Here is a 25417-nt window from a genome sequence, read left to right as displayed (position 1 = left end):
CTTGATTTTGAACGTTTTTACTCAGCTGCGGCTAGCAATACCTGTGAGTAAGCGTGAGTCGGCGTGTTCAATACGGTCGCAGCCGGGCCCGACTCGACGATCTCCCCTGCTTTCATTACCAGCACATGGTGGGCCATGGCGCGAATAACGGCCACGTCGTGGGTGATGAGTAGGTAACTGAGCCCGCGTTCGCGCTGCAAGCGCTGTAACAATTGCAGCACTTGTTTCTGAATGGTCACATCAAGCGCGCTGGTAGGTTCATCCAAAACCAGGATTTTGGGATCAATGATCAAAGCTCTTGCAATGGCAAGGCGTTGGCGTTGGCCGCCGGAAAACTCGTGAGGGTAGCGTTGTAAAAGCGCATGGCTGCTCTCGTTGCCGCTCCCCGAACCCAGGCCAACATCGGCCAGGGCCGCAACGACACGGGCGCGGCGCTCCGCGGTTGAAAGCTGAGGTTGATGCACCAACAAGCCCTCCCCCACAATTTCTTCGACCGTCAACCGGGGAGACAGCGAAGAAAAGGGATCTTGAAACACCACTTGCACAGTGCTTCGAAGGGCCCGATCCTGGAGGGTCCCCTCGCCCCATGACTTGGCGGCAACGGTCAATGCGCCGCCAAAAGGCAGCAGGCCAAGAGTCGCCAGCGCCAATGTGGACTTGCCCGAGCCAGACTCACCGATGACCCCCAAGGTTTGACCGGGCGGCAATTCAAAATCAGCACCTTTGACGGCGACGAATTCCCCGTGCCGGAACCAGCCAGAGAGGCTAGGTAAAGAAATGGAATAGGCCACCCGCAGCGCACGTGCGCTCAACACCGGTTCGGCATTCGCCTGCGCCGCCGGTTCATGGGTGTCACGCTCGGGCCGGCTGTCGATCAAGCGCCGGGTATAGGGGTGTGACGGTTGGTTAAACACGTCGGCAACGTCGCCCTGCTCCACAATGCGCCCGTTTTCCATGACGATGACCCGATCCGCAAAACGGCGTACCAGATTCAAGTCATGGGTAATCAGCAGGACCGCCATGCCATTCTTCATTTGAAGCTCGGCCAGCAAGTCCAGTATCTGGCCTCGCAGCGTCACGTCCAGCGCCGTAGTGGGTTCATCGGCCAATAACAATTGGGGCTTGCAGGCAAGCGCCATGGCGATCATGGCCCGCTGGCGCTGTCCGCCACTCAGTTGATGTGGATACGCCCTGGACCGTCTCTGCGGCTCGGTGATGCCGGTGGTTGATATCAATTGAATAGCTGTCTGTGAAGCTTCTTTGCGGGCTAGACCTTGTTTTAGCTCCAAAACCTCGGCAATCTGGTCGCCGATGGTGAAGAGGGGGTTGAGCGCGGTCATCGGCTCCTGGAAGATCATCGAAATGTCTTGCCCCCGCAGCGCCCGCATCTCTCTCTCGGGCAGTGACACCAGGTCACGCCCTCCAAACAGACATTGCCCGCTTAACTGCGCGTCCTGAACCAACCTCAGCAAACTCAGGGCTGTCACGGTCTTTCCGGAGCCGGATTCACCCACCAGCGCCAGTTTTTCGCCGGGTGCGATGTGAAAGTCAATCCCGTGGACCACGGCATGGCCGCCAAAAGACACCGTCAGTTGCTTGACTTCCAGCAAAGGTGCGACTTGGGTCATGACTGGGCCTTTCTGGGGTCGAGCGCGTCGCGAAGCGCATCGCCCATGAAGGTAAGCAGCAGCAGCGTCACCACCAGCACCGAAAAGGTCGAAAGGGATATCCACCATGCGTCAATATTGTTTTTGCCCTGAGACAACAGTTCACCCAGCGAAGGCGTACCCGGTGGCACGCCCAGCCCGAGAAAATCCAGCGAGGTCAGCGCCAGAATGGCGCCGCTCATGCGAAACGGCAGAAAGGTGACGACCGGGGTCAGGCTGTTGGGAAGCAAGTGGCGGGTGATGATGTGCCAGTTACTGACGCCAAGCGCACGGGCGGCGCGAACATAGTCCAGTTGGCGGTTGCGCAAAAACTCAGCCCTGACGTAATCGGACAAGCCCATCCACCCAAACAGACTCAACAGCACCAGCAACAAGCCCAGACTGGGCGCAAAGACGGCGCTGAAGATGATCAGCAGGTAAAGCTCTGGCATGGCGCTCCAGATTTCAATAAAGCGCTGAAACGCCAAATCCGTCTTGCCACCAAAAAAGCCTTGAATAGCCCCCGTGATGATGCCCAACAAGGTGCCCGTCACCGTCAACGCCAGAGCAAACAGCACGCTGACGCGAAAGCCGTACAGCAGCTGGGCCAGCAAATCACGTCCCCGGTCGTCAGTGCCGAGCCAGTTGTCCCGGGTCGGCGCCGAAGGGTTCGGCTCCTTGGCAAAGTAATTCAGCGTCTTGGGGCCGTAGCGGTTCGGGGCAAAGACCGCCCAATTGCCGTCCAGGCGCAGGCGCTCTTGAATAAAGGGGTCCAGGTAGTCGGTGGCCGTTTCAAAATCACCACCGAACACCTTTTCAGGATAGTCCATCACCATCGGGAAATAGGTTTGTCCTTCATAGCGGACGATCAGCGGACGGTCGTTGGAGACCAGTTCGGCCCCGAGGCTGATGAGAACCAGCACGCAAAAAACCACTCCGCTCCAATAGCCCAATCGATTGCGCTTGAAGCGCAACCATGCCCGGCGCGAAGGGCTTTGGCTGGGTCGGTTGTGGGCTGACTCAGTCGAACTTGACACGCGGATCCACCCAGACATAAGACAAATCGGAAATCAGTTTGGTCACCAAACCAATCAGCGTGAAGAAAAACAAGGTGCCCAGCACCACCGGGTAATCCCTGCGAATAACGCTCTCATAGCTGAGCAAACCCAGCCCATCGAGCGAAAACAGGGTCTCAATCAGCAGCGAGCCCGTGAAGAACGCGCCGATGAAGGCGGCCGGAAAGCCGGTGATGATGGGAATCAAGGCGTTTCGAAACACATGGCGCCACAACACTTGGCGCTCATCCAGCCCCTTGGCACGTGCCGTCACCACATATTGTTTGCGAATCTCTTCCAGAAAAGCATTTTTGGTGAGCATGGTGGTGACCGCGAAGCTGCCCAGCACCATCGCAGTAACCGGCATGGCAATGTGCCAGAGGTAGTCTACGATGCGCGCACCCCAAGTCAGATCATCCCAGTTGCTGGAAGTCAAACCTCGCAGGGGAAACCATTGCAACTGGCCGCCGAAGATAACCAGCATCGCCACGCCCAGAACGAAGCCCGGAATGGCATAACCCACCAATACCAGCAAAGTCGTGACCAAGTCGAACCGCGTGCCTGCCCGCACCGCTTTGGCCACGCCCAGCGGCACGGCAATCAGGTAGCTGATGAAAAACGTCCACAGCCCCAAGCTGATCGAGACCGGCAGCTTTTCCCAAAGAAGTTGTGACACCTCTTTGTTCTGAAAGAAGCTGGTGCCCAGGTCAAACCGGGCAAATTGGCTCAACATCTGGAAAAACCGCTCATGCGCAGGTTTGTCAAAACCATACAAAGCCTTGATTTGCTCCAGCCGCTTCGGGTCCACACCCTGTGCGCCGCGGTAACTCAGGCCGCCGCCCTCTGCGCTAACGCCGGTGCCTGCTCGCGCTTCGGCCATGTACTGCTCAACGGGCCCGCCCGGCACGAACTGAACCACCAAGAAGGTGATCAGCAACACGCCAAACAGCGTCGGGATCATCAACAGAATGCGTTTAAGGATGTAGGCCAGCATGGTTTATTTGGCCCACCAAGTGTCGATCACCCAGGCTTCGCCCGGTGCGTAGGGCGGCATGGCGCCCGGTTTGGCCAAGCGCCAGCTGTTGTAAACCATGCGGTGCGTGCCGGCGGACCACTGGGGAATCAGCAAGTGAAGGTGGCTCACCACCCGGTCCAGCGCGCGGCAGGCGGGCAACAACTCGGCCTCGCTTTTGGCCCCCGTCATCTTCTGGACCAAGGCGTCAATGGCAGGGTTTTTGACACCCGACAAATTGCCGGAATCCTCGATGTCGGCCGCTGCCGAGCCAAAGAGGTCGGCGTACTCCTGCCCCGGGTTGTTGGTGCCGCCATAGGCCAATGAAGACATGTCGAATTCAAATTTTTGTAAGCGTTGCTGGTAGAGCGCAAAGTCAACCGCTCGGTGATTCAACTGAATACCCAGTTTTTCCAGGTTGCGCGCCCAAGGCGTGACGACCCGCGCGCTGCCTTCGTTGCTGTCCAGATACTCCAGCACAAAGGCCTCGCCTTTGGCGTTGCGCAGCGCCCCGTCTTTGACCGCCCAGCCCGCTTCGTTCAACAAGGCCTTGGCCTGACGCAAGTTGCCCCGCAAGGACGAATCACTATCGGTGCGCGGCGGCACGGTCATGGGGCCAAAGGTGGCCGCTGGCAGCGCAGTGCGCCAGGGCGCCAGCAGCGCCAGTTCCTCTGGACCAGGCAAGCCGCTGGCCTGGCAGTCCGTGTTGCCAAACAAGCCATTGACGCGTTGGTACGCGTTGTAAAACAGCTGACGGTTCAGCCATTCATAGTCAAAAGCCAGCCCCAGCGCCTGGCGCACGCGCACGTCTTTCAAAAATTCTTTCCGGGTGTTGAGCACATAGCTCTGAAACCCCGTCGGCAGGCGGTGCGGAAACTCCACTTTCACCAGTTCACCGCTGTCAAACCGCTTGCCCGTGACTCGCCGCGCCCAGTCTCCAGCCGAGAAGAAGCGCATTAAATCGAACTCTCCCGCTTTGAGCGCTTCGAGTCGGGCAGTGTTGTCCTTGTAAATTTTGACCGTGATGCGATCAAAGTTGTTGCTGCCGCGTCTGACATTCAAGTCGCGGGCCCAATAGGATGGATCACGCACATAGGTGATGTCTTTGCCGAATCGCACCGGGCCAATTTTGTAGGGTCCGCTGCCAATGGGGGTGTCGGTGACGACCTGGTCAAAGGACTTGGCTTTGCCGTTTTCCACCCCCCATTGCCGGCTGAACACCGGCAAACCGCCCACCGTCAGCGGCAATTCCCGGCTGGGTTTTTTGAAGTGGTAGCGAACCGTGCGGTCACCAATCACTTCCACACGGTCCACATCGGACAACAGGCTCTTGTAGCCGGGCGAGGTGAAAGGGCCAATCAGCGTGTCATAACTGTGTTTTACGTCCGCCGCCAATACCGGGTCGCCATTGTGAAAACGCGCTTTAGGGGACAGTTGAAAGGTCACGCTCAGTCCATCGGCCGCCACTTCAACGTCATTGGCCAGCAGGCCATAGCCCGCGCCGGTCTCATCCATGGCGCTGGTCAGGAGGGAGTCAAACATCAAATCCGACAAGTAGGCGGGTGAGGCGCCTTTGATGGTGAAGGGGTTGTATTTGTCAAACGTCGATACCCGCAGGTTACTGACCAGGCGCAACTCCCCGCCTTTGGGGGCTTGCGGATTGACGTAGTCAAAATGGGCAAAACCCGGCGGATATTTTAAATCAACCCACAAGGCGTAGCCGTGCGCAGACCACGCTGGACACCCAAGGCCCAGAAGGACAAAAAACAGCAGACTTCGCATGCGACAATTCTGCATCAACTTGCGCGACTGCCAGAGCGGCGCGCTGGGGGCTCGTGATAAACCGCAGGTGAGCTTGAGCCGGCACTTACACGACAAAGATTCACCTGACCAATTAAGAGGACGATATGGGATTCCTGACGGGAAAAAAACTGCTGATTACTGGTGTTTTGTCAACCCGCTCCATTGCGTACGGTATTGCCAAGGCTTGCCATGAGCAGGGTGCGGAACTGGCGTTCAGCTATGTGGGCGAGCGTTTCAAAGACCGCATTACCGAGTTTGCTGCTGACTTCAACTCCAAGCTGATCTTTGACTGCGACGTGGGTGATGACGCCCAAATTGAGAAGATGTTTGCTGACCTGGCCATCCATTGGCCCAAGTTTGACGGTTTTGTGCACAGCATTGGCTTCGCCCCCCGCGAAGCCATTGCCGGCAACTTTCTGGACGGGCTCACCCGCGAGAACTTCCGCATTGCCCATGACATCAGTGCTTACAGCTTTCCCGCCATGGCCAAGGTCGCCCTGCCCTACCTCAATGACAAGTCGTCTTTGCTGACACTGACTTACCTCGGTGGTGTTCGCGTGGTGCCCAGCTACAACACGATGGGTCTCGCCAAAGCCTCACTGGAGTCTTCGGTGCGCTACCTGGCCGACGCCATTGGCCCACGTGGCATGCGCGTGAACGGTTTGAGCGCTGGTGCCATCAAAACCCTGGCTGCCAGCGGCATCAAGGACTTTGGGCGCTTGCTTGCCATTTCTGCCAACGCGTCGCCTTTGCGTCGCAACGTCACGATCGAAGAAGTCGGCAACGTGGCCGCGTTCTTGCTGAGCGATTTGGCGTCTGGCATGACCGGTCAAATTTCTTATGTCGATTGCGGCGTGAGCCAAACGGCCGTGGCCGTGGTGGAAACGCCCGCTGCTTAAGTATCAAAAGTGACGCTGGCGCTTGTTAATCAAGCGTATGTAGCTACTTTATTGATAGCAACCAAAAATCGCCCCAAGGGGCGATTTTTGGTTGGGGTGTTGCCTCAGCGTCGGCGTGCCGATTGCACACCCGGCAACTCGGTCACCAGCCCCAGCACTTTTAACAGGCGCCCGGAATCGGACACCTCCACGGTGAAGGTCATCGTGGCCTTGCCTTTGACGGTTTGGGTTTGCATACCAATCACGTTCATTCGGTCTTTCGAAAAAACTTCAATAACGTCTTTGAGCAAGCCCAATCGGTCGGATGCCTCGACGATGACATCGACCGGATAAACGGCGTGGGTGGCGCTGGGGGCCTGCCCCCACTCCACGTCAATCACCCGTTCACCGTTTTTGCGCACCATTTCGCCCAGGTTGGAGCAATCGGTACGATGCACACTCACGCCTTTGCCTCGCGTGACAAAACCACAAATAGCATCCGGAGGCGCTGGTTTGCAGCACTGGGCCAGTTGCGTCATCAATGAATCAACCCCCACCACCAGCACCCCTCCTTTGGCGGGATTGGTGCCGCTGCGGGGTTTTTTAAGCGTAGGGATCTCTTCGTCGGTCTGCACGGGCTCGGGCGGGCGCAGCAAAATTTCAATGTTGCGAAGGGAAAACTCGTCTTTTCCCACCACCTCAAACAAGGCGTCTGCCGAGTTGAAACCCAGTTGAGACGCCAAGTCTTCCAGCTTGACCGAGGTTTTTCCCTCACGCTGCAGCAGCTTCTCGACCGACTCCCGTCCCTTGGCCACGGTCTCACCCAGCGCCAGGGCGTTAAACCACGCCCGGACCTTGGACCGCGCCCGTGGGCTGACCAGGTAGCCCTGTTCGGCAATCAACCAGTCCCGCGAGGGGCCGCCCTCCTTCACCACAGTGACTTCCACGGTTTGACCGTTCTTGAGCGGTGTATTCAGCGGCACCATGACGCCGTCAACACGCGCGCCCCGGCAGCGGTGGCCCAAAGTGGTGTGCACGCTATAGGCGAAGTCAACGGCGGTTGCGCCTTGAGGCAACTCCACAATGGCGGCATCTGGCGTCAACACGTAGATGCGGTCTTCAAATACGCCGGGCGCCTGGTCGCCTGACAGGTCACGCTCCCAGGCCAGCAACTGGCGCAACACCGCAATCTTGGCGTCGTATTCTCCGCTGGCAGACACACCGGCGTACCCCTTTGTGCCCGCTTCCTTGTAGGCCCAATGGGCGGCCACACCGTGTTCAGCGTGGTCATGCATGGCCTGGGTGCGAATTTGTATCTCAATCGGCAAGCCGGATTGATCACGCACCACGGTGTGCAGCGACTGGTAGCCATTGGCCTTGGGCTTGGCGATGTAGTCGTCAAACTCGTCTGTGATGGGCGAGAACGCACTGTGCACCCAGGCCAAAGCGGCGTAGCAAGCCGGTACGTCAGGCACGATGAGCCGCAGCGCCCGAATGTCGTACACCTGTCCAAATCCCAGCGCCTTACCCCGCATTTTTTTGACAATGCTGTAAATATGCTTGGGGCGGCCTTGAACGGTGGCTTGAACGCCCTGGGCCTGCAACTCAGATTCCAGGCGAGTGCGCAAATACGCCATGGACAGTTCACGTTCAGAGCGCTTTTCATCCAGCAGACCGGCGACTTGTTTGTAAGTGTCCGGCTCCAGAAAGCGGAAAGACAGGTCTTCCATTTCCCACTTGACCTGCCAAATGCCCAAACGGTTGGCCAGTGGCGCGAACACCTGTTGCGACTCCAGTGCCAGGCCCGGGGGCAATGGCAGCTTGGTGGCGGCAAAGTGGCGCAAGGTTTGCAGCCTAGACACCAGGCGCAGCATGACCACCCGCAAATCGCGCGAAAAGGCCAGCAACATCTTGCGCACGCTCTCAGTCTGCGCAGCCGCTGTTTGCGCCATTGGCACAGGGGTGGCCGCACGGGCGTTGGCAGCCTGTGTGATGCGGGCTTGCCTTTGCACGCGAACCAGCTTGGTGGTTTCCATCGCCAGTGCTGCAAAATTTTCGCCAAATGCCTTGGCGATGACTTCTTGGGGCTTGTTCAGGTGGTCGCAGGCGTACACCAAGTAGCTCGCCGCCTGCATGGCCTCGGAGCCACCAATGGTTTTCAAGATGGCGGCCACCGCGTCGGCGTGGCTCAGGGTGTTTTCGCCGGTGTCCAGCGTCTCCCCGCTCAGTAGAGGCTCAGCAAAGGCCCGAGCGCGGGCCAGTGCATTCACTTGCTCCGGCAGGGTCTGCGCGGTGGCTGAGATTAATTCGGGCACCGGGGCCACGGGTTGGTCGAGGTACCGACCCGACCCTTCGGGGTCAACGGAAAGCGTTTTCATCCAGGACTCGCTAGATCTATGTCTTTATTCCAGTAAAAAAGAGGCCAGTGCAGCCACTTGGTCGTCGGCCACAAAAGTCGGTGCATGACCAACACCAACAAATTCAATCAAACGGGCCTTTGGCCCGCGCTGTCCCATGGCCAAAGCGGTCTGGCGAGACAGCAAGTCCGACTCGGCGCCACGAACGAGAAGCGTGTTGGCCTGGATCTGGTCATACAACTGCCACAACTGGGCTTCACTGGCAGGTACAGATTCTTCGGTCATTTGGCTGAAGGGTTGGGCAATGGCGGGGTCGTAATGCAGCGTCAAGTCCCCCGACCCATCTGGCAGCGGTTTGACCATGTACTGAGACAAGGCCAACCATTCTGCGGAGGTATGGGGGCCAAAACTGCTGGAAACCGTCCACATGAGGTCAGCCGCCTGTTGCACAGATTTGAACCGGCCAGTGCGTCCCAAATACTCTCCAATGCGCTGCAAGGCGGTCCACTCCAGCGCCGGGCCCACGTCGTTCAGCACCAAGCGGCGCACCGGCACTGGCAGGGGCAAATTCGCGGTGCCGCACACCACCATGCCAATGAGGCCGCCCATGCTGGTTCCCACCCAATCCAGGGTGGTGGGTTGCAGCTGCGCCAGCAAGGCCAGCATGTCGGCGGCGTAGGTGGGCAACTGATAAGCCTCCGGGTCCTTGAGCCAATCACTTTGCCCACGGCCCACGACGTCCGGGCAAATCACTCGCACGGTTCCGTTTGAACGTTCACACAAACCGTGTGCCAGCGTATCGAAGTCCCGGCCCTGGCGGGTCAAACCGTGCACGCACAACACGACATGTTTGCTACTCGGATTGCCCCACTGCCAAAACGCCATGCGGTGCCCATCCAAGGCGTCCGGGCAATGTACGTAGTTCAGCGTAGGTTCAGTCATGGTGTGATGAATGGTTTGATAAAGTCAGGGGTCTGACAGATGTGCAAGTTCAAATTGCGTCTGCGAACCCTAATTCAACCACAGTGCCCCGCCCTATTTTGGAGAATCAGCATGCTTAAAGGCAAAACAGCCCTTGTCACCGGATCAACGAGCGGCATCGGTCTTGGCATTGCCAAGGCCTTGGCCAAGCAAGGCGCTAACATTGTCCTGAATGGCTTTGGTGATGTAGATGGTCCCAAAGCCGAGATCGCAGCCTTGGGCGTCAAGGTCGCTCATCACGGCGCCGACATGAGCAAACCAGCGGAAATCGAAGCCATGATGGTTTTTGCCGCTGCTGAGTTTGGTCGCGTCGACATTTTGGTGAACAACGCGGGCATTCAGCATGTCGCCAAGATCGAAGATTTTCCTATTGAGCGATGGGACGCCATCATCGCCATCAACATGAGCAGCGCGTTTCACACCACCCGTCTGGCGCTACCGGCCATGAAGGCGGCGGATTGGGGTCGAATCATCAACGTCGCATCCATTCACGGTTTGGTAGGTTCAGCTGAAAAATCAGCCTATGTGGCCGCCAAGCATGGCGTGGTCGGGCTGACCAAGGTCACGGCGCTGGAAAACGCAACCACCGGCGTCACTTGCAACGCCATCTGCCCGGGCTGGGTGCTGACACCGCTGGTTCAGAAGCAGGTGGACGCCAAGGCGGCCGCTCAGGGTATTTCCAATGAAGAGGCTACTCGTCGCCTGTTGGGTGAAAAAGAGCCTTCCATGCAATTCACGACCCCGGAGGAGTTGGGTGAGTTGGCGGTGTTCTTTTGCTCGGCCGCCGGCAACAACGTGCGCGGCGTGTCCTGGAATATGGACGGCGGCTGGACCGCCCAATAAATAATGCTATCCATTTGATATCATCTTGCGCAGGCTCCCTGTGGCCGAGGGAGTTAATATGCCTATAAAGCAGATTAGCTGGATTGGCGGAAAGCCATCACAGCCTGGTTGCGCAAGGTTCTGAGCAAAGCCAGTTCCTTGTCGTCGAGCACCATCTCGCCTTTCTCCGCTTTGTCCGCATAAATCAGGCCAAAGGGCTTGACTTTGATGGTGAGCGGCAGCAGCAAAAACGTTGGCGCATTGACCGATTTTATGTACCAGACGGGCAGACGACTGGCAATACGCGCTTCACTGGCGTCGCTGATCATGGTGTCAGCCCCCTTAAGACAGACTGCCGTGAACAGGTCAGGGTTGGACGGCGCCAATCCAATTGCAAATGTTTTGACCACTGACTCGACCCCGTTCCCAAGTCCAAATCGCCCCGTCAGCGCATCGGTTTTCGGGTCACGCATGCAAAACACCACACGTTGAAAGTTCATTGCCCTGAACATCGTCTCCAAAATCATGCGAAGGACGTCAGTGAGTTTGAAGTCCTCCACCATGGCGTTGGTGATGTCCTGTATGCCAGCCGCCAGAATCTCTGCGACTTGGCGTTCATCTGTCTTCTTTAAAGGCAATGACTTTTGTGACTCAAGTACGGTGGCCTGCAGGGCAAGCGAGTCAAGAGAATCAGCCGCAGCGTCGGTTGGAGGCGCATTGTCAATGGTTTTGGGCGGCGGACTCAGTAAACGTGCTGCTGCCGAGTTGGGCAGTACCTTGATGTCCATCGCCGAGGCCATCTCAATGAATTTCTGGCGTGCCAGCAGGGTTGAACTTTGCATTTCCTTCAAGCTAATGCCCAAAGTCGACGCATAAATGCCAGAAACCTGGACCACTTTGGCATCCACCTGCGCGGCGGGCGTGCGCAGCAAGATGTCCGACACTTCATTGGCCGCTGAGGCCAACCAGCGCAGGCGCTGCAGGGGCTGAAGTGAGGGGCGCAGCGGCGGTGAACCGGTTGGTTTGCGAATGCAGCTTTGAATCACCTCAGGCAATCCCCATACCTGGGCAATCCCCATACCTGGGCAATCCCCATACCTGGGCAACGCCCAGCCCCAATGCCTCATAACTCATACCGAGTACGTCAGCGGACGCCCTCGCCTCAGTCACCGGTTGACGTGGGTTGGCGAACTGGGAGCGCACGGTCGCAGCTTCTTCCGCGAAGTAAAACTCCGCCAACAAACGCCCCAGATTTTGAAACATGGTGCCAATAAAGGCCTCTTCACGGTCCTGAGGATTCGCTGAAAGCTCACTGGCAATGGCACCGGCCATTAGCGAACGCAGAAATTCTTCTTTCAGGACGTTTGCATGGGCTTTGTCCTGCATGTGTTCAAGCAACACCAAGCTTAAGGCCATATTGCGAATGCCGTTGAACCCCACCAGACTCACGGCCCGTGACACGGTGCTGATGTGGCCACCGCCGCCAAAATGCGCGCTGTTAACCAATCTGAGCAACTTGTTGGTGAGCGCAACGTCCTTCAGAATTTCATTGGTGACGCTCCCCACGCTTTCCGTCTCTGAACTGGCCATGCCTTGAATGCGCACAATGGAATCCGACATCGCCGGAAAATCTGATTTGTGGCGCATGCGGCGAAGCAGAAACTCCAATGTGCTGTTGGATGCGTTGCCCGACTGTGGCTCGCTGGATGCACTGGCAGACGCTGCCACCGACCCGGACCATTTCACCAACTCATCTCGGAACACCTGTGCGCTCGGGTGGCGCAGGTGCGGGTCGAGTTGAATGGCGCGAAGCAAGATAGCCCGCAAGGTGTCGTTGGCCTCGGGGGCCAGCCCCTTGGGCAAGGTAAGTTGCTCGTGGAGGACTTTTGCACTGCCTTGGCAGGGTTTTTCTCGGCAACCAAGGCCTGGCCAGAAAGCATTTCGGTCAGCACGATGCCTGCCGAGAACACGTCCATCAAGGGAGACGCTGCCCCGCGCTGCGTTGCCTCTGGCGACATATAACCTGGGGTTCTGCCATCAATGGCCGTCAGCATGACACCATCGTCCCGGCTTGCTCGCGCCGCGATACCAAAGTCCATGACTCGTGCCCGGCCGTTCAAATCAACCATCACGTTGGATGGTTTGAGATCCCGGTGAATGACCCCCGCCGCATGGGCGACCACCAGAGCGTCCAACACGTCAACCATGAGTGACACGGCTTGATGCACCGGCAACGCACCGTTTTGGCGCAAAACTGCGGTGAGGGTTTCCCCCTCGACATGCTCAAATACAAGATAAGGTTGACCATCCTGAATGTCGGCTTCAAACAGGGGCACTACATTGGCGTGGGCCAGGCGACTCACGCTGCGGGCCTCTTGCATCCACTGGGAAACCTCCAGTGCGTTTGCACTGGGCCGCACTTTCATCAGTTTGATGGCAACTTCTCGTTCGAGATGGGGGTCAAATGCCAGCCAGACGACCGATTGGGCGCCTTTGCCCAGAATCCGTTTCAATTGAAATCGTCCCAAACTCGCCGGCTCACTTGGGGCAACTTTGCGGCCAATGAGCTGGCCGACCACGGACAAAGGGGAAGAAGCGCTCATGAGTCTTTCACTTAGCCTGTCAAAGCCAACGTGTGGTTATTTAGCCGCAGTATCGCACTGCACCTTCAGGATGCGCAGGCCGGTCAGCTCGCTGGTGCCACAGCGTCTTTGGTGCCCAGCAATTTCTCAAAGGCATCAATTGACAATGGCCGACTGAACAAGTATCCCTGATAGTCCAGACAACCATGTTGCGCGAGAAACGCCCGTTGAGGCTTAGTCTCCACTCCTTCTGCGATGACCTTCAAACCGAGGCTGTGACCCAGAGTAATAATGGTTTTCGCGATGACGGCGTCGTTGGGGTCCGTCAGAACGTCTCGAACAAAAGACTGGTCAATTTTGAGTTGGCTCAGAGGAAGCATTTTGAGATAGGACAGGGACGAGTAGCAGGTGCCAAAATCGTCGAGCGAAAACTGAAGCCCACTTTGTCGCAATCGGTTCATTTTGACGATGACGTCATCCAGATTTGCGGCCAGCATGCTTTCAGTCAACTCCAGCTTCAAACGGCAAGGGTTGGCACCCGTTTTCTCAATCAAGGAAAGTACGTTTTGTGCGAAGTCTTTTTCCTTGAACTCCCGTGCGCTGACGTTCACGGCAATAAAGAGGTGAGCGCATGAGGGGCGTTTAGCCCAATCCACCAACTGAAGACAGGCCTGTTTCAAGACCACAGCCCCGAGCGGCAATATCAGCCCGGTTTCCTCCGCCAGCGGAATAAAGTGAGCGGGGGAAACCATGCCCCGAGCGGGGTGGTTCCAGCGCACCAGCGCTTCCGCCCCACAAATCTGCCCCATGGCATTGACTTGGGATTGGTAGAAGAGCGTGAATTGATTGCCCTCCAGTCCCAATCTCAAATCGTTTTCCAGCGTCGCTCGTTCATTGATGGCTGCCTGCATGGCAGGATCGAAAAACTGCAGCGTGTTGCGTCCCGCGGCCTTGGCCTGGTACATCGCCACGTCAGCCTGCTTGAGAAGTTCCTCCATTGGAACTTCAGCACCCCGAAACAAGGCAACGCCAATGCTGGGAGTGCTGTGGTAGTCCAAATTGCCCACCGGATAGGTTTCACCCAAGGCAGACATGATCTTGCATCCAACCGAGCGGGCATCAGCGGCGGCATTCCTGCCATCTAACCCCTCCAACATCAGCACAAACTCATCGCCGCCCAGTCGGGCGACCGTGTCAGTTTCCCGGACACATTTCAATAACCGATCGCCAACCTGTTGCAGCAGTTCATCGCCTTTTTCATGGCCAAGGGTGTCATTCAGAGTCTTGAAATGGTCAAGGTCAATGAAAAATATGGCCCCGCTGGTTTGATTGCGCTCACTAGATACAAGCGCCCGTGTCAGCCGATCCATTAGCAATCGCCGGTTGGGCAAGTCGGTTAGTGAGTCAAAGAAAGCCAGTTGGCGAATTTGGGCCTCCGCCTCTTTTCGCTGCGAAATGTCTTTGACCGTCACGACGAAGTGACTGACCTCGGCGCCTTCTGCGCTCACCGAGGTCACCCCTACGTAAACAGGAATCAGACCCTTGTCGGCTCGCTCCAGCTCGATCTCTCCCGTCCATCGCACCTGGTCCTGCAAAGCCAGATCCAGAGTGGCATAAAAATTCGGGATTAATTGCTCAGAAATCAAAATCACGTCGTTCAAAGCCTTGCCCACCATGGCCTCTGCAGGCTGTCCAAGCAAATCAGTGAAGGCTTTGTTGACTCGCAAAATGGTCAGCTTAGGGTCCGTGATCGCAATGCCGTCCTGGGCTTCGAACGCGGTCGCCGCAACGCGCAACTCCTCCTGCGCCCTGTGGCGCTCGGTTAGATCAATGTCAATACAAAACATTTCTGGGGGCCCGCCGCGTGGCCGAACCAAGGCGTGACTGGAGAAAACCGGGACCGTAGAACCATCTTTTCGTCGCAGTGGAAGTTCTCCAGCCGGAATCGGAATATTGTTTTGAAAGCTCGCCGTCATCGCTTGACGGACACCTTCGTGCATTTCCGGCGGGATGATCAAGTCCAAAAGATTTTTACCAATCGCCTCTTCCCTCGAGTAGCCGTAGACGGTCTGAGATGCGTTGTTCCAATAGATCGTGGTGCCGTCGGGCGAATAGCCTTGAACCGAGACACCGGGGATATCCTGCAACAAATTGCGAAACCGGGCTTCGGACTCTTTCAGTGCTTCGTTAACCTCCTGCCGGAGCACGCCATCTTTGAGCAATACCCCTAGTCCCAGCGCGATCGCCGCCATGCTCGCAATCCGGAATAAATCGATGGCCTCAAACATTTTCGACTGCGCCTCGCCGGGCAGCAAGGTAAAAAAGAGCAGTTCAGCTAGTTGCAGCAAGACCCCGAAACACAGGAGCTGCACAGCTCTGGTTGAAACCAATCTTCGCTCATTGGCCCGACGGTAAAGTAGACCCAAGGCGGCACTGGCCAAAATAACCAAAGCGCCGACCAACGCACCAACGCCACCGATCCAAAAGCGAAATCCGCTACCAATTAGGGCGCTGATGAGTGCAACGAGCGGGCCACCAAACAAGCCAGTCATCCCCATCACCGCTGAACGGGCGTCCAAAATAACACCCGGAGCCACTGTCACTGGAGACATCATTCCAGCCACAGCGACGCCACCGAATAGGCAACCAGCCACTATTTTCTACACTCCCGGTCGAGTCCGAAGCACGCGAATATTGATGCTCTGGAGCAGACTCAACGCCAAGAGTAATGCCCCGCCCTTGATGAGTTCAATCAGCAAAACAGCCCTACCTGGGTCGTTAGGATGAACTCATTATGGCTGCTGATCAATCTATCTGCAAATAAGTAATAGATTTAAGGCCATGGGCCTATTTCAGTTGAACGGTGCCTGTGACTGTGACCACAATCGACGCGTTGCCAGCATCCACGGGAACAGGCGATCCTGAAGGGACAGCTCTGGCCTCCATGGTCATCATTCTGGGGCGAGGTCCGCCGCCTTGGTCATTGGCTTGCACACTGACTTCACGCAGCGTGAAGCCGGAAAATCCAAATCTACCTGCAATCTCCGTGGCGCGTGAATTGAAGCCGTCAATGGCCAGTGCCTGGGCGTCACGTTCAGCCTTCTCGCGCTGAGCCCGACTGAGTCCAAAGCTGAGTTGGTTCACTGTCAATGTTTGAACTTTGCCTGCTACCGCTGTGATTCTGGCGAAATCTTGTCCTTCAAGCACCATTTCGGCTTGCCCCTGCCACCCCGACGATTTCCCGTCTCGCCCCCACCTGGGTGTCAGGCTGAAATTCCCGGTCCGTACCTCCATTGCCCCCGATTTCTCCAGTGGCTTGGCTTCGAGTAGCGCCGCATTGACGGCCTGCTTCAATTGGGTTTGAACGGCATTGGCATCGCTGCCTTCTCGTAGAGTGCTGACAGTCACCGTCATGAGATCCTGCTGAACCTCAACTACGCCGTTGGCGGTGAGCTGAATGATGTTTTGCTGAGGTGTGTTGACCAGCGGCTGGGAAAACCCTGCGCCACTGGTTGCCAATAGTGCCGATGCGACCACGAGTTTGATGGTTGGGTTCAATCCGTACTTTCAAATGGGGCAAGCTTACTTGCCAAACGGTTCAAAGCACTCGCTACTGGGTTGAATCGAAGCCAATTACCCTAAACTGTTCACGAAGTTGCCGCCTCAGGTCAGCCCTCTCTTTGGCAGAGAGCTGGTGCTCATGAAACCCGTCGCTGTCTGTTTTTTTGCGCTCGTCACTTTTGCTTGGGACAGGCGCACTGAGCGCCGAGCGAAGTTCCGCCCTGCGGTGCGCGCGGCTCTCAATTTCATCGCTATTTTTGGTCTCAGAGCGAGCAGACGCTGACAGGCCGACCAAAAGCAGGGACAGCAGCAAAAAAGACCAACGATTCTTCATGCCTCGAAGATACCGCGAAACTACTTCGCATATCTATCTCAGAACGTATGGGCTTGCCAGGTAGCGCAACATCTGTAACAGTGTGTCAACAATCCGACAAATTTGGCTCAATCGTCAATTTCAGCCTTCAAAATCGGCTCTGTTACAAATTCAATGGTACTTTCATGAGCCCCAATCCAAGCCGCAACGACAAGATCATGGTTGTCGATGACGATGCAAGAATTCGCGACCTGCTGCGCCGCTACCTGGCTCAGGAAGGCTTTGAGGTCTTGCAGGCAGAAGATAGCAAGGCAATGAGCCGGATCTTGCTGCGCGAACCCGTTGACCTGATTGTTTTGGACCTGATGCTTCCAGGTGAGGACGGGCTCTCGATTTGCCGCCGCTTACGTGCGTCCGGAGACCGGACTCCCATCATCATGCTGACGGCCAAGGGAGAGGACGTGGACCGCATTGTGGGTTTGGAGGTCGGCGCAGACGATTATTTGGGCAAGCCCTTCAATCCGCGTGAGCTGCTGGCCCGCATACATGCAGTGTTACGCCGCCGGCCCTCTGTCGAGGCGCCAGGTTCGCCTTCCATTGACCCGGAGTTGGTCACCTTTGGACCCTATACCTTTGATTTAGGCGTGCGTACCTTGCGCCGGGGTGACGAGGATCTGCCCCTCACTACCGGTGAATTTGCCATGCTTAAAGCGCTGGTGAGGCACCCACGGCAACCTCTTTCTCGCGAAAAACTGGCGCAATTGGCACGCGGGAGAGATTTTGAGCCGTTTGACCGGAGTCTGGATGTGCAGGTCTCGCGTTTGCGCAAACTGGTGGAAACTGACGCCGCCGCGCCGCGCTATATTCAGACGGTGTGGGGCGTGGGCTATGTCTTTGTTCCGGACGGCGCAGCTTGAACAACTTGAATGAGGCGTCGAGCCTTCAGCACGACCTCACTGGCCCTAGCCCGCTCGACACGGCGAATGACGATGGTGGTGAGCGCACCCGCTGGGGCTTGAGTCTTTTTTGGCGCACCTTTTTTCTATTGGCTCTGCTGTTGTTTGGCAGCATTCTGGCTTGGCTGCAAACCTTACGCGCGCTGGAATTTGAACCAAGGGCGATACAAACAGCCCAGCAAATTGCATCACTGGTGAATTTGAGCCGGGCTGCGTTGGTGCATTCCGACTCCATCGCCCGTGTGTCTCTGATCAAGACAATGACTGATCAGGAAGGCGTGCGAATCGTCCCGCGTGAGCCAACGGACACCTACGAGCGCTTTGAAACGGACACTTTGAGTCAGCAGGTTTCGAGCGAGCTGGCCGCCCGTCTGGGGCCAGACACCGTGGTGACCAACCGGGTGAACAAGGACGAGGGGCTTTGGGTCGGTTTCACGATCGATGGTGACCGCTACTGGATGCGCGCTGATCGAGCGCGCTTCAACCCAACCGCCAGCGCCACCTGGACAATCTGGCTGCTGTCCGCAGCCGCCCTCTCACTGGCCGGTGCCGCGCTGATTGCCAGGCTGATCAACCGCCCGCTTAAACAGCTGTCGTTTGCCGCCAGCCGTGTGCGAGACGGTGACTTTGACGCCAGTCGACTTGATGAAACCGTGTCGACCAGCGAGGTGCGGGCCGTCAACGTCGGCTTCAACCGGATGACACAGAAGCTGGCCAAGATTGAGCACGACCGGGCCCTGATGCTGGCAGGTATCTCCCATGACTTGCGCACGCCACTGGCGCGCCTGAGACTGGAGACTGAATTGAGTGTCCTGGATGTCGAGGCGAGAGACCATATGGCAGCTGACATTGATCAGCTTGACGCCATCATCGACAAATTCCTGGACTATGTGCGCCCAGGCAATGTGGCGCTGAGCGCTGTGTCCTTGCGCGATGTGGTCGAAACCTGCATTTACAGTGCCAAAGGTCGCACAGACATGCAGTTCAACCTCGATTTGTCGTTGGATTTGATGGTGATGGCCGACCCTGTGGAGTTGGGTCGTGTGATCAGTAACCTGCTGGAGAATGCCCGCCGATACGGAAAGTCCGTTGATACGGGTCTGGCTCAGGTCGACATTACGGCGAAGGCCCACGACGGTTGGGTGCTGATGCGGGTACGTGACCATGGCGAAGGCGTGTCACCAGAACAGTTGGTCGACCTGACGACGCCCTTTTACCGGGGAGAAGCCGCCCGGACTGCCGCCAAAGGCACTGGCTTGGGCTTGGCCATCGTTGAGAACGTGCTGGAACGCATGGGTGGCGCGTTCATGTTGAGCAACGCATCCACCGGCGGTCTGGCGGCCAATCTTAAATTGCGCCGCGCTCCCCTGCCCTGATTACCTTGTTGCTCAGCGCGGGCGCTTCGCCACTTTGCGCGGGGCTGGTTGGGCGCCAGTCTCACGCGGTGGCAAGCCCGTGTGCTGGGTCAACAAGCGCCCCGCCGACGGTTTGACAGCCACAGTCGTTGAGTTTTTACGTCGCGCACTGGTGTAGTTGCCGTCCGTCAAAGGCTGAAACGTCGGGATCAGGTGGTGCTTGCCATTGCCAATCAGGTCCGCACGCCCCATGGTTTTCAGTGCTTCACGCAGCAACGGCCAGTTGTTGGCATCGTGGTAGCGCAAAAACGCCTTGTGCAGTCGGCGGCGGCGATCGCCCCGAACAATGTCCACACTTTCACTGGTGCGCGTGATCTTGCGCAGTGGGTTGCGACTGGTGTGGTACATCGTCGTGGCAGTGGCCATCGGGCTGGGGTAGAAGGTTTGCACCTGATCGGCCCGAAAGCCGTTTTTCTTCAGCCACACCGCCAGATTCATCATGTCTTCGTCGCTGGTGCCTGGGTGGGCGGCGATGAAGTAGGGAATCAAAAACTGCTTCTTGCCTGCTTCAGCGGTGTATTTCTCGAACAAGGTTTTGAACTTGTCATAGGAGCCGATGCCGGGCTTCATCATCTTCGTCAGCGGCCCTTGCTCAGTGTGCTCAGGCGCAATCTTGAGGTAACCGCCGACATGGTGCGTCACCAGTTCCTTGACGTACTCCGGGCTTTTCACAGCCAAGTCGTAACGCAGGCCGGAGCTGATCAAAATCTTTTTGACACCCTTCAGCGCCCGCCCACGGCGGTACATCTGAATCAACGGACCGTGATCGGTTGTCAAGTTCTGGCAAATGCCGGGGTAGACACAGCTTGGCTTGCGGCACGCGGATTCAATCTCGGGGCTGCGGCAACCCAGACGGTACATATTGGCCGTGGGGCCGCCCAAGTCTGAAATCGTGCCGGTGAAGCCTTTCACCTTGTCGCGAATATCCTCAATCTCTTTGATGACCGAGTCTTCGGAGCGGCTCTGAATGATGCGCCCCTCATGCTCGGTGATGGAGCAAAATGTGCAGCCGCCAAAGCAGCCACGCATGATGTTGACTGAGAAACGAATCATTTCCCAAGCGGGAATTTTGGTGGCACCGTCATGGCTGCCGTTTTCGTCGGCGTAGCTGGGGTGCGGCGAGCGGGCGTAAGGCAAATCAAAGACCAGGTCCATCTCTGCTGTGGTCAGCGGAATGGGTGGCGGCGTGATCCAGACGTCGCGTGAAGTGACCCCTTCGCCATGGGCTTGCACCAGTGCCCGTGCATTGCCGGGGTTGGTTTCCAGGTGCAGCACCCGGTTGGCGTGGGCATAGAGCACCGGGTCAGCCTTGATTTGCTCGTAGCTGGGCAAGCGGATGACAGAGCGGTCGCGTGGTGGCACTTTGAGCTTGCCAATCAACGCGGGGTTGGGTACGAAACTCATGGCTTGCACCACGACTTTTGCCTCAACTTTTTGACCAATTTGGCCTGTAGCCCCCGTCGAATCAGCGGGAGGCGCTACGTTATTTGCAGCGTCTTCCTTGGCGCAAGTGCTGCCCTGTTGGGCCGCTTGCTCGCTGGTCGTCATGTAAGGGCTGACATGCGCCTCAACCCGGCCGGGCTCATCCACACTTGTGGAGTCAATTTCCAGCCAGCCTTTGCCCGTTTCGTCATCCGGGCGGCGTACAAATGCCGTGCCCCGAACGTCGGTGATGTGTTGGACGGGCTCATTGGCGGCCAGGCGGTGCGCAATTTCGACAATGGCGCGCTCGGCATTGCCGTACAAGAGCAGGTCGCACTTGGCGTCAACCACAATGGAGCGGCGCACTTTGTCAGACCAGTAGTCATAGTGGGCAATCCGGCGCAAAGAGCCTTCAATGCCACCCAAAATTACCGGCACGTCCTTGAAGGCCTCGCGGCAACGCTGGCTGTAGACAATCGCCGCACGGTCAGGGCGCTTACCGCCAATGTCGCCAGGTGTGTAGGCGTCATCACTGCGAATCTTGCGATCCGCCGTGTAGCGGTTGATCATGGAGTCCATGTTGCCGGCGGTCACGCCCCAAAACAAATTGGGCTTGCCCAGCGTCTTGAAAGCGTCGGCACTGGTCCAGTCTGGTTGGGCGATGATGCCGACCCGAAAGCCTTGGGCTTCGAGCATGCGTCCAATGACGGCCATGCCAAAACTGGGGTGGTCAACGTAGGCGTCGCCCGTGACCAAGACGATGTCGCAGCTGTCCCAGCCGAGCTTGTCCATCTCCGCCCGCGACATGGGCAGCATCGGGGCCGTGCCAAAGCGGGCCGCCCAGTACTTGCGGTAACTGGAGAGCGGCTTGGCAGCGCGCGCGAAAAAGGAGACGTCGACGGGGGCGTTCATGGATCAACCGGTGAGAAAAAGGCCCCGAGTGTAAGGTTTCCCCTGTATCAGCGCACTCTGCAAGGGTACTGCCCCCGCGTTTCGGCCGGTTAACGGCTTACAAATTGATCTTCTCTGGCGCTCTGTTCACCTAGCGTCAACCAGTGCATGACGGATCGAATTTGCTCTGGCGTCACCGTCAACTTGGCTTGGCCTCGCAAGTGATCGCGCAAATTCGCATAGTAAAGGAGGTAGTTGCCTGGCAGATCGGGGGCCGGGCAGCTCACGCGCTGGCGGATCTCGCCTACGATTTCATGACGGACGACCTGCCCCACCATGGGGTCGATCCCCCAGTCTTGCAACGCGTTCAGCTGAGGACGGCGCCCGGTTTTCAGTGCGTCTTCCTGCGTGTCCAACCCGTACTTGACGAAGGAGCCCTCTGCGCCATGCACCGTCCAGCGTGGGCCCAACTCCGGCACCAGCGCGCTGGCGTGCAGGATGACACGCAGGCCGGGGTGGCGACTCTCATAGCGCAATTGGGCGTGAAACCAGTCATTGGTTTTCGCACCTGTGCGTTGGCAAGCCAGTTCAACTTGAAGCGCGTCCGGCTCACCCAAAAGCTGCAGGGCTTGGTCCAGCAAATGAGCGCCCAGGTCGAACCACAGGCCAGAGCCCGGCAAGTCTTCTTCTCGCCAGCGGCTGGGCACGTCGGGCCGGTAGCGGTCAAAGTGCGACTCCAGGTGAACCATGCGCCCGAGTTGCCCGCTGGCCAATACCTGCTGCAAGGCAAGAAAGTCGGCATCGAACCGCCGGTTCTGGAACACGGTGATAACCCGGTTTTGAGCTTTTGCGGTCGCCAGCAGGTCTTCTGCCTCGGGCAGCGAAACGGTGAAGGGCTTGTCCACCACCACATGCTTGCCCGCCAGCAATGCGGCTTTGGCCAGCGGGTGGTGGCTGGTGTTGCTGGTGGCAATCACCACCACCTCAATAGAGGCGTCAGCAAACACGGCCTCAGGCGTCGGGAGCACCCGCACTTGGGGCCAATGCACGTGCACGGCTTCGGGTTTGCTGGAGCAAATGCAGGCCAACTGCAGGCCGGGTACGCCTGATATCAGAGGGGCGTGAAAAATGCGACCGGCGTTGCCGTAGCCAATGAGCGCCACTTGAATCGGCGCGGCGGATCCGCCTTGGGTGTGTGGGGTTGATGTCATGGCCTCCATCATCGGTCAGGTCAACGGTGTCAAGTTACCAAAGGGTTACCTGAGGCGCTGATGGGACACCGCCCTTTCATTCGGTCGCTATGATCAGCGCGTCCTACGAAATGCCCCGGAGAACGAACCATGTTGAATTTCCTGCCCTCCCTGCTGGTGGGCCTCATTGCCAGTATTCTGATGGCCATCAATGCCCTGTTCTGGGTGCCTATTTTGTTGCTGGTGTCCCTTGTCAAGCTGGTCATCCCCGTCAAAACGGTTCGGCTGCTGATTGACCCTGTGTTGTTGCGCATTGCCGAGAACTGGATTTCTGGCAATAGCGCCTGGATGGCCTTGACCCAGCGCACTGAGTGGGACGTGCAAGGCATTGAGGGCTTGGACCCCCGCAGTTGGTACTTGGTGAACTGCAATCACCAGTCCTGGGTCGACATTTTGGTGCTGCAGCATTTGTTGAACCGGCGTATCCCTTTGCTCAAGTTCTTTCTGAAGCAGCAACTCATCTGGGTCCCCGTGATGGGCCTGGCATGGTGGGCACTGGAATTCCCTTTTATGCGCCGCCACAGCGAGGAGTACCTCAAAAAACACCCTGAGATGCGCGGCAAAGATCAGGAAACCACGCGTCAGGCCTGTGAAAAATACGCGCTGATTCCAACCAGTGTGATGAACTTCCTGGAGGGCACGCGCTTCACCAGTGCCAAACACCAGCGCCAAAATTCGCCTTACAAGCATCTGCTTAAACCCAAAGTGGGCGGCTTTGCGCTGGCGCTGAACGCCATGGGTGATAAATTTCAGTCCGTTTTGGATGTCACCATCGTTTATCCCGACGGTCGCCCTGATTTCTGGGACTTCACTTGCGGCAAAATCAGGCGCATTGTGGTGCGGGTGCGTGCCCTACCCGTACCGCATCATTTGGTGAATGGCGACTACGCTAATGATCCCGCGACTCGCGAAGCCTATCAAAAATGGGTTCAGCAACTTTGGAAAGACAAAGATGCGCAAATCGAGGCACTTCTGACCCGTTGAGCATGTACGAAGGAATTTACTTTCCAGGTACTCATCGCCGAAATTGCAATGTCTGAAATGTTGCGTTTGCGGTCTCTCAACTGGGTGTGGGAATCACAAAATCGGAATTGTGGTTCGCGCAACCAACCTATTACAGTCCATGCTGAACTGGCGGCGGTACAGCCCAAGCAAGCTAAGTGTACTCATATAGCGACCAGCGCGAGACTGCCTCAGCATGTCGCACTTGCCCCCTCGCAACGCCGCTACGAGGGCGATAGTTCACCGACGAATTAGGGTTGAAGAGGCTGGGCGCTGTTTACAAGCCTCTCATCAACGCCTTCCGCTCAGGACCGGATGCGAGAAGGCATGTTGCCGTGAGGACTCCTCGGATCGTTACTCGACAGCTGCGCCCGGTCGGCGGATCACCACCACCAACGTCACCAGGGTTAGCGGCACGACAAAGCTCATCTTCACGCCCGAAAAGACCTGTAGCCCTTCGTGCTGCTGCGCCGCCAGAGTCAGGTAGGCGACGTAGTAGCCGATGAAGACTCCGCCTTTCCAGCGAGCGATTTCGCGGCCGGTCATGAAAACCGGCAGACAGGCCAGCGCTACCGCCAGCATCACCCAAATATCGAAGGTGAGAGCGATGGCGCAATCGCTAGGCCTAAGTCGCCCAACACCATCCCTGACAGGCCCAGGATTTTTCCTGAGCTCAACACGACTCTTCTGTGTGCTTTGCCTATTCCACCGCGATCAATATCTCACTGCGTCGCAGCAGGGGCGGAACGAACGGCGGATCGTAGCGGGCGAACCGAGGCTTTCCCATGGCTGTCAAACCTTGCTGCGTCATCCAGCTCTGGAGCAGCGCGGTTTGCGACGCAACCGTGGCTTCGGAGCTGAACTTGGAGAAACGCACCGCAGCCACCTTTTGCGACGGAATCTCGCGCAGGGTCACGCGCGGATCGGCTGGTTTGGGCAAGGTCTGCAGGGTGTACTTCGAGGGCATCACAAAGTGCAGCCGGTAGCTGGACTCCGCGTTTGGCTCCATGGTGACGGGTACCGTCATGAATATCTTCTCCGGCGTCTTTTCCATGGTGACGGGTAAGGTCATGGAGATTTTCTCGGGGTCACTCCAGCTGACATCAACGGGTTCGTTTGCACCTTCGCGGAATATGTAGTCCTTGACCAATCAAGCGCCTTCCTTGCCTGCAGTCGAAATGTCACCTTGCACGAAAACTTCGGCAACAATCATTGGCCGGTAGCTGCGCAGCTCGAAGTCAGACTCTTTTTTGACGATTTCGTATACTGGCTCCTCAAGCTGAAACATCTGCGCGGCGGCAAAAAAACAAAGACCGGTGGGTCGAAATCATGGCGTCAAGCCCTTTCTTTTTGTTGCACGAATGCCTCTGGAGCTTAGCTTCGATCACTCCATTTGGCTGCGTGCGCGGAACAAGGCATGACAACACTTGGGACATTTGACACGCGGATGATGCCGCGCATGTGAATTCAA

Annotated in this window: 21 protein-coding genes; 5 read left to right on the top strand and 16 right to left on the bottom strand. The window is 57.4% G+C overall.

What is annotated here, in order from left to right:
• Window positions 1-17: 17 nt before the first annotated feature.
• From J8G15_RS04795 to J8G15_RS04780, 4 genes are read right to left on the bottom strand one after another with little or no spacing between them, the layout of a single operon-like run.
• Complete coding sequence (locus J8G15_RS04795) at window positions 18-1628, bottom strand: ABC transporter ATP-binding protein (RefSeq protein ID WP_210546407.1); 1611 nt, start codon at window positions 1626-1628, stop codon at window positions 18-20.
• Complete coding sequence (locus J8G15_RS04790) at window positions 1625-2701, bottom strand: ABC transporter permease (RefSeq protein WP_210546406.1); 1077 nt, start codon at window positions 2699-2701, stop codon at window positions 1625-1627. Before J8G15_RS04790 ends, J8G15_RS04795 begins: the two co-directional genes overlap by 4 nt.
• Window positions 2667-3695: a microcin C ABC transporter permease YejB gene (locus J8G15_RS04785; protein WP_210546405.1), complete on the bottom strand. Its 1029-nt coding sequence runs from the start codon at window positions 3693-3695 to the stop codon at window positions 2667-2669. Before J8G15_RS04785 ends, J8G15_RS04790 begins: the two co-directional genes overlap by 35 nt.
• A gap of 3 nt (window positions 3696-3698) precedes the next feature.
• Complete coding sequence (locus J8G15_RS04780) at window positions 3699-5495, bottom strand: extracellular solute-binding protein (protein WP_210546404.1); 1797 nt, start codon at window positions 5493-5495, stop codon at window positions 3699-3701.
• Window positions 5496-5620: 125 nt separating this feature from the next.
• On the opposite strand from J8G15_RS04780, the gene fabI reads away from it, so the two are divergent.
• Window positions 5621-6415, top strand: coding sequence for an enoyl-ACP reductase FabI (fabI, locus tag J8G15_RS04775; protein ID WP_210546403.1), 795 nt, complete (start codon window positions 5621-5623; stop codon window positions 6413-6415).
• A 104-nt stretch (window positions 6416-6519) separates the two neighbouring features.
• On the opposite strand, the gene J8G15_RS04770 is transcribed toward fabI, so the two are convergent.
• Together J8G15_RS04770 and J8G15_RS04765 are read right to left on the bottom strand one after the other, a co-directional pair.
• Entirely contained in the window at window positions 6520-8772 is a 2253-nt protein-coding gene (locus J8G15_RS04770; RefSeq protein ID WP_210546402.1) for a bifunctional (p)ppGpp synthetase/guanosine-3',5'-bis(diphosphate) 3'-pyrophosphohydrolase, read from the bottom strand.
• 24 nt (window positions 8773-8796) lie between these two features.
• Window positions 8797-9693: an alpha/beta fold hydrolase gene (locus tag J8G15_RS04765; protein ID WP_210546401.1), complete on the bottom strand. Its 897-nt coding sequence runs from the start codon at window positions 9691-9693 to the stop codon at window positions 8797-8799.
• 111 nt (window positions 9694-9804) lie between these two features.
• Between J8G15_RS04765 and J8G15_RS04760 the strand changes: the two genes are divergently transcribed.
• Complete coding sequence (locus tag J8G15_RS04760) at window positions 9805-10575, top strand: 3-hydroxybutyrate dehydrogenase (protein ID WP_210546400.1); 771 nt, start codon at window positions 9805-9807, stop codon at window positions 10573-10575.
• A 74-nt stretch (window positions 10576-10649) separates the two neighbouring features.
• Here J8G15_RS04760 and J8G15_RS21415 read toward each other — a convergent pair whose 3' ends face one another.
• The 5 genes from J8G15_RS21415 to J8G15_RS04745 form a co-directional block, all read right to left on the bottom strand.
• Window positions 10650-11633 carry a hypothetical protein gene (locus J8G15_RS21415; protein WP_240538449.1) on the bottom strand — a complete coding sequence of 328 codons (984 nt, stop codon included), beginning with the start codon at window positions 11631-11633 and terminating at the stop codon, window positions 10650-10652.
• The gene (locus J8G15_RS21410) at window positions 11602-12300 is read right to left on the bottom strand and encodes an HDOD domain-containing protein (protein ID WP_240538448.1); all 699 of its coding nucleotides are present in this window, start codon (window positions 12298-12300) and stop codon (window positions 11602-11604) included. Before J8G15_RS21410 ends, J8G15_RS21415 begins: the two co-directional genes overlap by 32 nt.
• A complete protein-coding gene (locus J8G15_RS21405) occupies window positions 12297-13157 on the bottom strand; it encodes a serine/threonine-protein kinase (RefSeq protein WP_240538447.1) in 861 nt (286 codons plus the stop codon). Before J8G15_RS21405 ends, J8G15_RS21410 begins: the two co-directional genes overlap by 4 nt.
• A gap of 83 nt (window positions 13158-13240) precedes the next feature.
• Window positions 13241-15748, bottom strand: coding sequence for an EAL domain-containing protein (locus J8G15_RS04750; protein WP_240538446.1), 2508 nt, complete (start codon window positions 15746-15748; stop codon window positions 13241-13243).
• Window positions 15749-15983: 235 nt separating this feature from the next.
• Window positions 15984-16694, bottom strand: a complete 711-nt coding sequence (locus J8G15_RS04745; protein WP_210546399.1) for an SIMPL domain-containing protein — start codon at window positions 16692-16694, stop codon at window positions 15984-15986.
• A gap of 501 nt (window positions 16695-17195) precedes the next feature.
• On the opposite strand from J8G15_RS04745, the gene ompR reads away from it, so the two are divergent.
• Together ompR and J8G15_RS04735 are read left to right on the top strand one after the other, a co-directional pair.
• Window positions 17196-17927: a two-component system response regulator OmpR gene (ompR, locus tag J8G15_RS04740; protein ID WP_210546398.1), complete on the top strand. Its 732-nt coding sequence runs from the start codon at window positions 17196-17198 to the stop codon at window positions 17925-17927.
• A 5-nt stretch (window positions 17928-17932) separates the two neighbouring features.
• Window positions 17933-19342, top strand: a complete 1410-nt coding sequence (locus J8G15_RS04735) for an ATP-binding protein (RefSeq protein WP_370627536.1) — start codon at window positions 17933-17935, stop codon at window positions 19340-19342.
• 12 nt (window positions 19343-19354) lie between these two features.
• Here the strand turns inward: J8G15_RS04735 and J8G15_RS04730 are convergent, their stop codons facing one another.
• Both J8G15_RS04730 and J8G15_RS04725 read right to left on the bottom strand, forming a co-directional pair.
• Window positions 19355-21715, bottom strand: coding sequence for a YgiQ family radical SAM protein (locus J8G15_RS04730; protein WP_210546396.1), 2361 nt, complete (start codon window positions 21713-21715; stop codon window positions 19355-19357).
• Window positions 21716-21804: 89 nt separating this feature from the next.
• Window positions 21805-22905, bottom strand: coding sequence for an oxidoreductase (locus J8G15_RS04725; protein ID WP_210546395.1), 1101 nt, complete (start codon window positions 22903-22905; stop codon window positions 21805-21807).
• A 129-nt stretch (window positions 22906-23034) separates the two neighbouring features.
• Between J8G15_RS04725 and J8G15_RS04720 the strand changes: the two genes are divergently transcribed.
• Window positions 23035-23928: an acyltransferase gene (locus J8G15_RS04720; protein WP_210546394.1), complete on the top strand. Its 894-nt coding sequence runs from the start codon at window positions 23035-23037 to the stop codon at window positions 23926-23928.
• Window positions 23929-24300: 372 nt separating this feature from the next.
• Here J8G15_RS04720 and J8G15_RS04715 read toward each other — a convergent pair whose 3' ends face one another.
• From J8G15_RS04715 to J8G15_RS22000, 3 genes are all read right to left on the bottom strand, one after another.
• Window positions 24301-24528, bottom strand: a complete 228-nt coding sequence (locus tag J8G15_RS04715) for a hypothetical protein (RefSeq protein ID WP_240538445.1) — start codon at window positions 24526-24528, stop codon at window positions 24301-24303.
• A 118-nt stretch (window positions 24529-24646) separates the two neighbouring features.
• Entirely contained in the window at window positions 24647-25018 is a 372-nt protein-coding gene (locus J8G15_RS22005) for a heme-binding protein (protein WP_370627491.1), read from the bottom strand.
• 78 nt (window positions 25019-25096) lie between these two features.
• Window positions 25097-25234: a heme-binding protein gene (locus tag J8G15_RS22000; RefSeq protein WP_210546392.1), complete on the bottom strand. Its 138-nt coding sequence runs from the start codon at window positions 25232-25234 to the stop codon at window positions 25097-25099.
• Window positions 25235-25417: the final 183 nt, after the last annotated feature.

Source organism: Rhodoferax sp. PAMC 29310, from assembly GCF_017948265.1.
Lineage (GTDB): Bacteria > Pseudomonadota > Gammaproteobacteria > Burkholderiales > Burkholderiaceae_C > Rhodoferax.
This window is presented reverse-complemented; position numbering and strand designations above follow the sequence as displayed.